This is a genomic window from Bradyrhizobium erythrophlei (genome assembly GCF_042430365.1).
GTDB classification, from domain to species: Bacteria; Pseudomonadota; Alphaproteobacteria; order Rhizobiales; family Xanthobacteraceae; genus Bradyrhizobium; species Bradyrhizobium erythrophlei.
The window spans coordinates 1-12339 of sequence record NZ_JBHMET010000121.1; the positions used below are offsets into that span (position 1 = coordinate 1).

Genomic DNA, 12339 nt, shown 5'->3' on the forward strand with positions numbered 1-12339 from the left:
GCGACACCGGGACGCTCGACGGGTGGATCACGTAGGCCTCGATCTCTCGCGCGCGCAGCCCATAGCATCTAAACCGCTCGCGCGGTAGGACGCTGCGGCTAACGACACAGCCAAGAGGATAGCGCAACGGGGCGTCCTGTCTTGAGATGAGGGGTTCGCAACCTTCACCCAAGACAGGAGCATCCCCATGACCGACGAGGCAAAGAGCCCGTTGCGCCGGCGCATGATCGAAGACATGACGATCCGCAAATTCGCGCCGAAGACCCAACATGACTACGTGCAAAGGGTCAAGAACTTCGCTGCGTTTCTCGGGCGCTCGCCGGATACGGCGACGTTTGAGGACGTGCGGCGCTACCAGCTGCACCTGGCGGCGAGCGGCGTTGGCGTGCCGACCATCAACCAGACTGTCTCGACGCTGCGGTTCTTTTTCAAGGTCACGCTCGGGCGCCACGAGATCGTCGAGCACACCCATGTCATTCACGAGCCGCGCAAGCTGCCGGTGGTGCTGAGCCCCGAGGAGGTGGCGCGGCTGCTCGATGCCGCGCCCGGGCTCAAGTACAAGGCGGCGCTGAGCGTGGCCTACGGCGCCGGCCTGCGCGCCGCCGAGGTGGTTTCGCTCAAGGTCGCCGACATCGACAGCAAGCGGATGATCATCCGCGTCGAGCAGGGCAAGGGCGGCAAGGACCGCAACGTCATGCTGTCACCGAGCCTGCTCGACCTGCTGCGGGCCTGGTGCAAGGCGGCGCGGCCACAGGGCTGGCTGTTCCCGGGCCGCGATCCGGCGCAGCCGATGACCACGCGCCAGCTCAACCGCGCCTGTCACGCCGCCGCCCAGATGGCGGAGATCAACAAGCGCGTCTCACTGCACACCTTGCGGCACAGCTTCGCCACCCACCTCTTGGAGCAGAACATCGACGTCCGCGTGATCCAGGTGCTGCTCGGCCACGCCAAGCTCGACACCACGGCGCTCTACACCCGGGTCGCCACCAAGACGATCAGCGAGGTCATGAGCCCGTTGGAACATATCGCGCTCAAGCTCAAGGAGATCCGGCCGCCCGGCTGACGCCAAGGCCTGTGTCGCGCCCGGCCTTGGAGGTTGCGGATATCTTCCGCGACCATGGTCCGGCATGGCGTCAAGCCCCTGCCGGCCATGTCAGCCTCGACCAACTGAAGGTGATGTCGGCGATCGAGCGCTGCCGCACGGCGGCGCTCGGCGGCCATGTCGCGCGCTGCGCGGACTGCGCCTATACCACCATCGCCTACAACTCCTGCCGCAACCGGCACTGCCCGAAGTGCCAAGGCGCCGCTGCGAAGGACTGGCTTGCCGACCGCGAAGCCGACCTGTTGCCGGTGCCGTACTATCACGTCGTGTTCACGCTGCCCGCGGCCATCGCCGACATCGCCTACCAGAACAAGGCCGTGGTCTACGATCTTTTATTCAAGGTCTCGGCCGAGACCATGCTGACGATCGCGGCCGATCCGAAGCATCTGGGCGCCAGGATCGGCATCACCTCCGTGCTGCACACCTGGGGCTCGGCCCTGCCCCATCATCCGCACGTGCACATGATCGTGCCCGGTGGCGGCATCTCGCCCGACGGCCAGCGCTGGGTGTCGTGCCGGCCGGGCTTCTTCCTCCCCGTGCGCGTGCTCTCGCGCCTGTTCCGGCGACTGTTCCTGGAGAAGCTCGTCGCTGCCCACCAAGCCGGCCGCCTGAGCTTCTTCGGCGATTACGCCCACCTCGCCGATGCGCAATCCTGCGCAGCTTATCTCGCACCACTGCGCAAAGCCGAGTGGATCGTCTATGCAAAGCGGCCGTTCGGCGGACCTGAGGCGGTGCTGGCCTATCTATCGCGTTACACCCACCGCGTTGCCATCGCCAACAGCCGCTTGATCACCTGCGACCACCGCGGCGTCACCTTCAAGTGGAAGGACTACCGCATCGAGGGCCGCGATCGCTACAAGCGCATGACGCTCGGGACCTTCGAGTTCATCCGCCGCTTCCTCATCCACGTGCTGCCCAAGGGCTTGCACCGCATCCGCCACTACGGCCTGTTCGCCAAAAGCGCTTGCGCTGACAACATCGCCCGCGCCCGTGAGCTGCTCGCCGTTGCAAAACCTGAGGGCCAAACTCCCGCGGCCGCCGTCGAGCCCAGCAAGCCGACCTGTCCATGCTGCGGCGGTCGCATGATCATCATCGAGGTCTTCGCGCGTGGTGCAACGCCACGGCAACGGCCGACGGCTCCAACGATCGTCATCAGGATCGACACCTCATGACCGTGCCACAATCCCGCAAATGTGCTCGTCGCGCTCGCTGGCCCTCTGCCGGCCACAGCACAGCACGCTCAGAGTTCCGGCTGTCGTGGCAAATCGTCGGACAACTTATGGAGTTCGACGCCATCCGCCGCGCATTCGTCAGCCGCGTCACCGTCGCACAACTCGTTGCAACGGCTCCATCCAAATCAGCCAGCCCGCCCGCGGCACTCAAATCGCCATAGCGCCTGCCGCACGGCCTTACGTTCCCTTAAGCGCGGTTTCCTCCCTTGGAGGCTTTCGGACGCCGGCCGCCGAACACGCGGCGCCGTCCCTCAAGCGGCCGGCATCCGAAACCCTTCACAGGAGAGGACATAAGCCGTTCAGAGGATCAGCCCTCGAACTTCATCGAAAAAGCCCAAGAGACGAGATCGCAAATCCAGCGGGCGATAGTGCCGGCCGCCGCATCTCTTGGCTTTCGGTCACGAAACGACGAATATGGTACCGAAGGAAACTCGCGGCGCGACACCTTGAGCAGTGGGGAGCTTGGCATGGTTCGATTTGCGATCGCGGGACTTGCGATGCTGGCGCTCGCGGGCGCGGTCGCCGCGGAGGAGGACCAGGGCCCCGCCCTGGTCGATCTCTTCGCCAGGACCTGCGCACTACGGCCGGCGTTGCCGAGCGAAATAGAACGCACCGCGACTGGGTTGGGTTTCGTCAAAGATGGCGGCCCGATCTCGGCTGACATGGAGGCCGGGCCCCAGATCGACATTCTCTATATGGCAAGATTGACGAAGCGGGGCGAAAACGTCGGTATGACCGCCTACTTCAGCGGTCCTGTCGATGGTCCGACCGTGATATGCTCGCTGACGACCATCGGCGTGTCGGCCGAAGCTCTACCGGGTCTCATCGAGAGAACATTGAATGCCCACGACCAAACCGAGAAGGCGGCCAACGACGGCAATCGACTTGTGGCGAACTGGCGGGTAGGCGCAGCTGGGAGCGACGACACGCTCGAAATATCAGCGTGGCGAACTCCGCCGCGGCGCACCTCGATCAGCATCACGTATCGCGGCCGCAAGCGGTGAAAGAGTTCGGCGCCTGGGGATGTTTGGTTCCGTTCAACCTCAAGAGCAGCGCAGGAGCGGACATTGCGTTGAGGTCCGGGAAGGGCCAGCAGCCGACGTGCAACAGCCCGTGGCGCGGACCACGACCGGCAAGCCCGCGCGACGAGGCCTTGCGGGCTTCTGGGAGGGCACTAGGATCGTACAGCGTGAATAGTAGTTGGGGTTAGGTCATGTGGACACGAAGAGATACGATCACGGCCGCAATAACCACGTTGGTCACAGTTTCAACGCAGGACCGAGCAAGAGCGCAAATGCCACCATCCGCCAGTACATTGGCGCCGACGGGCAAACTGCGGGCGGCCCTTATTGCTTCCAATCCCGTCCTGGTGACGCGCCGCCCCGACGGCACGCTGGGCGGCGTTTCGGTCGCCGTTGCTCAGGCGCTTGCTGCGCACCTTGCCGTGCCCGTCGAGCTCAGGCCTTACGACAATCCTACACAGTACAATGAGAGCCTTGCGACCGACGACTGGGACATCGGGCTTGCGGCGCGCGATCCATCTCGCGCCGAGCACTTGGCTTTCAGCATAACATTCATGGAGGTCGGTAACGGCTACGTTGCGCGCGCGGGTGCGACGCCGACGAGTGCCGATGATGTCGACCGTGCCGGAGTGAAAATCGCAGTCGCAAAAGGCAGCGCACCTCACAATGTGTTGCAGCGTCTCATCAAGAATGCCGAGATCGTGCCAGTGCCCGGTGGATTCGAACCGGCGCGCGACGCGCTGGCGACAGGAAAGGCCGACGTCTACGGCGAAAACCTGCACCTCGCCCACCGCATCGCCGATGCCCTGCCCGGTGCGCGCGTGCTACCCGGACAATTCAATGTCGTGCAAATGGCGGTCGGGGTGCGCAAGCGGGCCTCTGCGGCGCTTCCCACCGTCGACGCGTTCGTGAACAAAATGCGGTCTGACGGGACCGTCCAGAAAGCCATCGATGAAGCTGGCTTGCGCGGCGTTCGGGTTCCGCAACCTTCTTGATCAGGCAGCGAACGAGCTCAGTTCACGACCGCTATGGGTCAATCGCGTCGGTTTGACGCCCCGCCCGCTACTTCAGGTCTAACCCAATCAACGGACATCGCAAGCTCGGCTCGGCTGGTCCGTTTCGTGCCAGAAGCAGAAATAGCGGCAGGCTTGGAGCACGTCGGGCTTAGCCGTTCAACCCGCCCGAGCGCGAGTAACCGCTCGGTTGAGAAGATGCGACAGTCGACAATAGTGACGGAAGTCAGGTAAGTGCGTTGGGTGTCACAATGTCGAACGAATCGCTGCGATGTCGGTCACGAGAAACAACCACTACGTCCCACAATGGTACCAAGAGGGGTTCTTTGAGCCTGGGCGCTCGTCGCTTGCCTACGTCGACATGACACCTGATCGGCAGGTCCTAGCGGACGGCCGCGTGATTACTCAAAAGGGCGCGTGGGACAATACGCCGACCTCATTGGCATTTCGCCAGAAGGACTTGTATTCAACCTTCTTCGGAACGTCCATCAACGATGAGATTGAGCGCCGCCTATTCGGCGATGTCGACACCAGGGGCTCGCAAGCCGTCCGCGCCTTCATAGGCACGGACATGCGCGAATGGCACGACCATTTCCAAGACTTCTTCGAGTTTCTCGATATCCAGAAAATCCGCACGCCGAAGGGCTTGGACTGGCTCAAGGCCCAATATCCCGCCCTCACGCAGAACGAGCTGATGTTCGAGATGCAGGGCATCCGCATGCTGCACTGCGCGATCTGGGTCGGCGGCGTGCGCGAGATCGTCTCTGCTGAAGACTCCGACGTGAAGTTCATTACGAGCGACCATCCGGTGACGATCTACAACCACGCGGTCCCTCCCACGGATGGTGCGTGCGCGTACCCGCTTGATCCCGGAATAGCGCTGCGGGGTTCGCAGACGCTTTACCCGATGGACCGCGACCACTGTCTGATCCTCACGAACCTGGAGTACGCGAAGGACCCGAGCACCGGCCCGCTCCAGAAGAGGACCTTTGCGCGCAGCTACCGGCAGTCCATAACCAAGATCGACTCGTTTATCCGCGAGCGGAAGCTCACCGCGCAGGAAGTTGCGGAAATCAATTTCATCGTCAAGAAGCGCGCGCGCCGCTATATCGGCGGCGGGCGCAAGGAATGGCTGTACCCGGAAAGAATTGTGACGCAGTCGTGGAGCGAGCTCCGGAAAACGCTGATGCCGCCGGAGCTCGGCCTGCTCGAGTTCGGCGGCGAGATATTCGTTAAGTACGAGAGCGGCGATGTCCACTACCAGGACGAGTTCGGCAGGACCGAGAAGCCGCGGGAGTTCTTGATCAAGAGGCCGCCGGACAAGCCGTTGCGGCCGGGCAACTACTGCGGATGCGGGCGCGGGAAATCGTTCAAAGAGTGCTGCCAGTCCAAGCCGGAGGCGCTGCGCCCGACCTGGAACGAGAAGAGCATCCGCGAGCGCAACCTGATGCTCCAGAGCGCCATCGTGAACGTGCTGGAGCTCGAGTCCGGGAAGGACTGGGTGCAGATTCGCCGCGAGCTAACCGACGAGAAGATCGGCAAGATTTACAATCTCTACGAAGGGCTGTGGCCGCTCGAGACCGATCTGCTCGCGCTGCTGCCCAAGCCCGACGGCGAGGCTCGCGCCATCTACACTGGGTCCATCCACCCGTCGTCGATCACGGACTTCGCTTTGGCGGCTCCCCTGTACTTCGGCGAGCTGATCGTGGCGCACCCGTTCGTCCACCCCGGAACTCTAAAAAGGGAGATGAGCCCGACCGGCAACCCGAAGTCCTATCGGCAGGAGTTCCTGAAGACGATTTTGTTCTTCTTGAACGTCATGCCGCTCGTCGATCTCGGCTTAGTGAACCTCATACCGGACCCCTGCGACTTCGACTTCCATCTTCGCCAGCAGATGATGAGCATGGCACGGGCTCGAGCTCCGCGGTTCGACCCGAAGGATGACCCTCGCCTGCAAAAGACGATAGAAGAGGACAACCGGCGCGGCATCATGCTGATGCCGCCTGACGCGATGCGCAGGCAGCTCCGCAAGCTCAAGCCGGATCTCGGTGAGGAGGAGGTCGAGGCGGTCATGCGCGCCGGCGTGCAGATGCGGGAGGATGATCCCCTGGCCGTCCTCCAGGAAGGCTCATTGGAAGGCGGAAAAGGCGGCGGGCAGATGAATATGTCCAAGCTCGTACCGAATTTCGAGATGACGATGTATTTGGCCCAGGCGACGGGAGCCTGCATCGTCACGGATAGCCCGTTCCGCTGGAGAGAAGTCCAGGGCGCCATCCGGCGGCGGTACAAGGCCGCGACTCCCGGTCTCGCCCCGCTCGTGACCGACATCGAGCGCTCGAAATTCGCGTTCCCGCGGAGCGCGACGGATGTTGTGACCGCGGCCTTGAGCAAGACCGGCGCGGGCTACCCGGATTTGCTTCGAGACCTGTTCAAGTACCTTTCCAATCTTGAAGAGCGCGGGGCGAGACCCAATCGCGAGGCGCAGTTGGTTAGCCGGTTCGCCAAAGCGCATGCCGCGGCTCAGGTCGGATTCAAAAAGTCGGGCGTGCCCGTGAAGGAGGGGCGCATCTCGTGCGTCTTCCCTCCGGGCGGCATGCAGGACAACACCGTCAATCGCCTTCTTCTGATGTCGAGCTCGGAGAGGCATATATCGAACGTTCCGATGGCCTTCTTCATCGAGCCTTGATGACCCCTTGGTGGGGGCCGAAGGACCGCCGTCACCGTCAAGCGTCCGCCTCAATAAATGAAAGCCTCATCCGCGGTACAACCGCTGCTTCGGCCACCTTTCGCAGTCATGCGATACAACAAAGATTACCTCCAGCTCTTCGGGAAGCATAGGCTATCGAGCAGAGGAACGTCTGCTATGGGTCATTCGCGTTGTTTTAATCGTCCGCCGATGACTTCCGATCCACCCCGGCGAACGGACATTTCGTGGCCTCGTCCGCATGTCTCAAGCGGGCCAAAAGCCGAACGTCGCGCAATCCTCTGTCGCCGGCTCATGGATCCGCCCAATTAGCCGCCAGCACTTTGGTCCCGTTACGCAACGCTGCCTGTTGCCGAAATCGGGCGTATACAGTTGTTCTCAACATACCATGCGCTTCTTGGTAGCGAACATCCGTACTGGCGCTCCACCTTGGCAAAATAGTCGAAGGCCGACGCGGGCGAATTGCTGCAAGCAAGACGTGCAATCCCGGAAACATTGGGATGACGTTTCTTCGCCGTGGGTCTAGAATTCGGCCAGCCGCCAACCCGATGTCGGTGGAGCCGATGCAGCAGATTGCGGAGTGGCTCGAGAAGCTTGGCTTGGGGCAATACGCGCAGCGCTTTGCCGAGAACGACATTGATCCTAGCGTTCTGCGCGATCTGACCGACCACGACCTCGAAAAAATTGGTGTCTCGCTCGGCCATCGTAGGAAGCTATTGCGCGCGATTGCAGAGCTCGATGAGGCCGGACCGAGATCCGCGCCTGCTCCTCGGAGCGAGGCCGAGAGACGTCAGCTCACGGTGATGTTCGCTGATCTTGTTGGTTCGACTGCGCTCTCGACAAGGATCGACCCTGAGGACTTGCGGGAAATCATTGGCGCGTACCACCGCTGCTGTGCCGAGCAAATCAAGAAATCTGGCGGGTTCGTTGCCAGATACATGGGCGACGGCGTTCTCGCATATTTCGGCTATCCGCGGGCGGATGAAGACGATGCTGAGCGCGCGGTATGCGCCGGGCTGGCATTGGTCGCGGCCGTGGCCGGACTGGATGCCGGCCCGGAGGCAAGATTGCAAGTGCGAGTTGGTATTGCCACTGGTTTGGTGATCGTCGGTGATCTCATCAGGGAGGGCGAGTCGCAGGAGCACGAGGTCGTCGGTGAGACCCCGAATCTGGCCTCGCGGCTTCAGGCGCTGGCCGAGCCGGATACGGTGGTCATCGACGGCAGCACCCGCCGTCTCGTCGGTGGACTCTTCGAGTATCTCGCTCTCGGGAGCGTGCTCATCACAGGCTTCAGCGCCCTGGTGCCGGTCTGGCGAGTCATCGGTGCGAGCGCGATCGATAGCCGCTTCGAGGCCTTGCACGTAGCCAGGACGCCCCTGCTCGGCCGCGACGAGGAGATCGAGCTGTTGATGCGCCGCTGGCAGCAGATAAAACGCGGCGATGGCTCGGTCGTGCTGATATCGGGTGAACCCGGCATCGGCAAATCGCGCCTCGCCGAGACCGTGGTGGAGCGGCTGGGCGATGATCCACACATCCGCTTGCGCCGTTTCTGCTCGCCGCACCATCAGGACAGCGCGCTTTTCCCGACCATCTCACAGCTCGAGCGGGCAGCGGGATTCCGGCGTGACGATACGGACCAGCAACGGTTGGACAAGCTCGAGGCGTTGCTCGGCGAGGCAAGCGCGGACCTCGGCGAGGCGGTCCCGCTGATCGCGGACCTGCTGTCCGTGCCGACCGGCAATCGCTATCCACCGCTCGGCCTCACCCCGCAGAAGCGCAAGGAGAAGACGCTTCAGGCCCTCCTGGCCCAGCTCGAGGGACTGGCGGCGCGCCGGCCCGTGCTGATGGTGTTCGAGGATGTCCACTGGATCGACCCCACCTCGCTCGACCTGTTGGACCTCGTCGTCGACCGGGTAGCCACCCTCCCGGTCTTGTTGATCATCACTTTCCGGCCAGAATTCGCGCCGGCCTGGATCGGGCGCTCGCACGTCACATTGCTCAGCCTCAACCGCTTGCCGCCGCGGCACCGTGCCGAGATGATCGCGCACGTAACCGGCGGCAAGACATTGCCCAAGGAGATTGCCGATCAGATCATCGATCGCACCGATGGCGTGCCGTTATTTATCGAGGAGCTGACCAAGTCGGTGATCGAGAGCGAAGGGATGACCGATGCCGGACAGCATGTCGCGATCCCAACGACGCTGCAGGCCTCACTTCTAGCCCGGCTCGATCGATTGGCGCCAACGCGAGAAGTGGCGCAGATCGCTGCGACGCTCGGGCGTCAGTTTTCCCACGAACTGATCAGCGCAGTAGCCGACATGTCGCCACCACGGCTGGAGGACGCTTTGGAGCAGCTCATCCGCGCGGAGCTGTTATTCCGACGCGGTACGCCGCCTGATGCGAACTACACCTTCAAGCACGCGCTGGTGCAGGACGCCGCCTACAGCACCTTGCTGCGCCCCCGACGGCAGCAACTGCACGGCCGTATCGCCGCCACGCTGGAACGCCAGTTTCCGGAGATTGCAGCGGCTCGGCCAGAGCTTATGGCGCAGCATTGCGCCAGCGCTGGAATGGATGAAAAGGCCATCGAGTATTGGGAGAGGGCTGGGCATTTGGCCGTCCAACGTTCGACCATGGTCGAGGCCGCCGCCCACTTTGGCAAAGCACTCAAGCTGCTCGGCAGCCTGCCGAAAAGTCCGGAACGTCGATCCAATGAACGCTCGCTTCAGCTTGCGCTCGCCGGGGCCATCACGGCAGCCAAGGGGTGGGCCTCGCCGGAGGCCGGTGAAGCCTATGCCCGTGCCCGCGAGTTGTGCCGCGATGCGCCGGAGGGAGCACAGGTTGCGAGCGCCTGGGCCGGCGCGCTCTCGTACCTGCTCAATAGCGCAGAGATCCGTGCCAGTCATGAACTGGCAAACGAACTGCTTCGGCTTTCTGAAGGCCGAAATGACAGCGAGACCAAGCTGATAGCGCACCGGTACCTTGGTGTCAGCCTTGTGTGGTGTGGCGAATTCAGCCGTGCGCTTCCCCATCTGCGACAGTCGCTCGATTTCTATGACCCAGCGGCGCACCGACCTCCGAAGCTGACGCCTCACGATGGGCGCGTTGTCTGCGAGTGCTTCGTCGCCTGGACACATCTGCTGCTGGGAGAGCCGGATCAAGCGCTGGCCGAGAGCCGATGCGCGCTCGCTTGGGCACGCGAGCTGTCGCATCCCTATACATTGGCGGTCGCCCTGCACAACAACTCTATCTTTTACCAACTTCGCCGCGACGCAGCTATTCTTCAGGAACGAGCCGAGGAACTGGTGGCGATCGCTACCGAGCATGGCTTTCCCCTCTTCGTGGGATCAGGGACGTGTTTCCGAGCATGGGCCATGCTCGAGATGGGAGGATCCATCGAGGAGGCCATCAGCACGATACAGCGGGGCTTGGCGACCAAGCGGGCGACCGGTGACGAGCTCATGGTGCCTTACTATTACGGTCTTCTGGCGGAAGCGCACCGGAGAGCGAACCGGATTGCTGACGGCACGAGTCTGTTAAAGGAAGCGCTGGAGCTGGTCGAGCGGACCGATGAACGATGGTACGTGGCAGAGCTCTATCGCCTCATGGCGGAGGCGATGATCGCTAGGTCCGATCGACACAATGCGGAACGATGGCTGCGCCGCGCGCTTCAAACAGCGCAGAAGCAGGGCGCGAGGTTCTGGGAATTGCGCGCCGCCACCAGCGCTGCCCGCCTCTGGCGCGATCAAGGCATGCGCACCGAAGCTCGTAACCTGCTGGCGCCGATCTACGGCTGTTTCGCGCAGAGGTTCGATATCACCGACGTCAAAGAGGCCGCCGCCCTACTTGCCGAGTTGGCCTAGAAAAGTACGGAGATCTGCGACTTCTGCTCCGGGTCATTCGCGTCGCCCTCTACAACACTCAGCCGTCCGTCAACTTCCGCTATGCTCCGATCGCGACCGAGGTATTGTGGCGATGCAATATGTCGCGAAGGGCCAATTGCTGCCCTACATTGATCGTTCGGATGATTGATAAGGGGCGGCCGCCTTGGGCCAAACTCATGCTATGTTCTCGGGGGTATGTTCTTTAGGGGACCGCCATGAAAGCCGCCACAGCCGCGCTACTCAGCATGACTTGGATTGTGACCTCGGCAGGTGCTGCGACCTCGACGGTCGATTGCGATGCCGGAGAGAAAATCCAGGCGAAGCTCGACCAGGTAAAGCCGGGTGATGTCATTGAGGTCAGAGGAACTTGCAACGAGGGCGTTCAGGTGCCTTCCGAAATGGTACGTATCACTTTCACTGGACCGGCGAATGCCACCATACGGCCGCCTCAAGACAAAGATGGATTTTTTATCAGAGGACGCGACATCACAGTGCGAGGCTTCATGATAATAGGCGGACGCGATGGCATTCACCTTTCGGGCCAGGCGGCCGGCGCGTCGGCAGTCATTGAAGGAAACACAATTCGGCAGACTAGGCGGTGGGGTATTCACCTCGATCAAACAAGTGTCGCGCGGATCGGAGGAAATGTCATAGAGGACACACCCTCGTTTGCTATCGACATTAGTGAGGGCTCCAGCGCGCGCATCGGATTTCTTATTTTTGATCCGCTTCCAAACACGATCCGTAACGCAGGCGGACATGCTATCGTAGTCCGCCACGGCTCCAGCGCGTACATTCTTGGCAACGTGATTGAGAATAACAAGGGCAGCGGCATCGTGATTGATCGGAACTCACACGCCGACGTATGGGCCAACAGCATTTCGGCCAACGGGGCTGATGCCCTATCGGTCACTCGTGGCTCCGGCGTGGTCGTCACCGGCGTGACAATGCCTAGGCGCGAGAACGGGAACGAGACTGACCCTGGCCGACTGAACGAGGGCTATGGCGTGACCTGCACGCTGGGCGGCTATGTGGACGGACCAATTGCCAAGCTTGCCGGCAAACGCGGCGCCAAGCGTTTTGATAATTCCTGCATTGAGGCTGCGTCGCCCTGATGTGCACAGCGGTGCCAGCGCCTGATCGTGGCGCGCGCCGCCCAGCTGCAACACGATAACACACCCACTGCGCTGCGGGCTTTTCGATTCGGCGTATGTCGGCTAGGGGTCAATCGCGTCGTCCTTGCAGTTGACCTGCTACTTCCGATCTGCCCCCAACTTCAGACATGTCGCTGCACTGCGCTAACTGAAGCGATGGGCCAATGCACTTGTATGGGGCGATTGGTGTCAAGGCTTTTCGTTATGGGTTATCTCCTTGTTCGGCCG

At 62.2% G+C, this 12339-nt stretch carries 7 protein-coding genes; all 7 read left to right on the forward strand.

Going from position 1 to position 12339, the window contains the following annotated elements; translation table 11 throughout:
• The first annotated feature begins 187 nt into the window (after positions 1-187).
• The 7 genes from ACFFWD_RS18425 to ACFFWD_RS18455 all read left to right on the forward strand — a co-directional run bounded on the left by ACFFWD_RS18425 (position 188) and on the right by ACFFWD_RS18455 (position 12072).
• On the forward strand, positions 188-1063 hold the full coding sequence (locus tag ACFFWD_RS18425) for a tyrosine-type recombinase/integrase (protein ID WP_376967595.1): 876 nt from the start codon (positions 188-190) through the stop codon (positions 1061-1063).
• A gap of 11 nt (positions 1064-1074) precedes the next feature.
• Positions 1075-2274 carry an IS91 family transposase gene (locus tag ACFFWD_RS18430; RefSeq protein WP_376967597.1) on the forward strand — a complete coding sequence of 400 codons (1200 nt, stop codon included), beginning with the start codon at positions 1075-1077 and terminating at the stop codon, positions 2272-2274.
• Positions 2275-2801: 527 nt separating this feature from the next.
• Positions 2802-3338, forward strand: a complete 537-nt coding sequence (locus tag ACFFWD_RS18435; protein ID WP_376967599.1) for a hypothetical protein — start codon at positions 2802-2804, stop codon at positions 3336-3338.
• Positions 3339-3628: 290 nt separating this feature from the next.
• The gene (locus tag ACFFWD_RS18440) at positions 3629-4351 is read left to right on the forward strand and encodes a transporter substrate-binding domain-containing protein (RefSeq protein ID WP_376967601.1); all 723 of its coding nucleotides are present in this window, start codon (positions 3629-3631) and stop codon (positions 4349-4351) included.
• 289 nt (positions 4352-4640) lie between these two features.
• Positions 4641-7055 carry a DUF4238 domain-containing protein gene (locus ACFFWD_RS18445; protein ID WP_376967603.1) on the forward strand — a complete coding sequence of 805 codons (2415 nt, stop codon included), beginning with the start codon at positions 4641-4643 and terminating at the stop codon, positions 7053-7055.
• 581 nt (positions 7056-7636) lie between these two features.
• Complete coding sequence (locus ACFFWD_RS18450; RefSeq protein ID WP_376967605.1) at positions 7637-10936, forward strand: adenylate/guanylate cyclase domain-containing protein; 3300 nt, start codon at positions 7637-7639, stop codon at positions 10934-10936.
• Positions 10937-11172: 236 nt separating this feature from the next.
• On the forward strand, positions 11173-12072 hold the full coding sequence (locus tag ACFFWD_RS18455; protein WP_376967607.1) for a right-handed parallel beta-helix repeat-containing protein: 900 nt from the start codon (positions 11173-11175) through the stop codon (positions 12070-12072).
• Positions 12073-12339: the final 267 nt, after the last annotated feature.

Bases quoted from the DNA above. Each gene is read 5' to 3' on its own strand.
- ACFFWD_RS18440 (WP_376967601.1), top strand. From the start codon at position 3,629: ATGCCACCATCCGCCAGTACATTGGCGCCGACGGGCAAACTGCGGGCG.
- ACFFWD_RS18425 (WP_376967595.1), top strand. From the start codon at position 188: ATGACCGACGAGGCAAAGAGCCCGTTGCGCCGGCGCATGATCGAAGAC.
- ACFFWD_RS18450 (WP_376967605.1), top strand. From the start codon at position 7,637: ATGCAGCAGATTGCGGAGTGGCTCGAGAAGCTTGGCTTGGGGCAATAC.
- ACFFWD_RS18445 (WP_376967603.1), top strand. From the start codon at position 4,641: ATGTCGGTCACGAGAAACAACCACTACGTCCCACAATGGTACCAAGAG.
- ACFFWD_RS18435 (WP_376967599.1), top strand. From the start codon at position 2,802: ATGGTTCGATTTGCGATCGCGGGACTTGCGATGCTGGCGCTCGCGGGC.
- ACFFWD_RS18455 (WP_376967607.1), top strand. From the start codon at position 11,173: ATGAAAGCCGCCACAGCCGCGCTACTCAGCATGACTTGGATTGTGACC.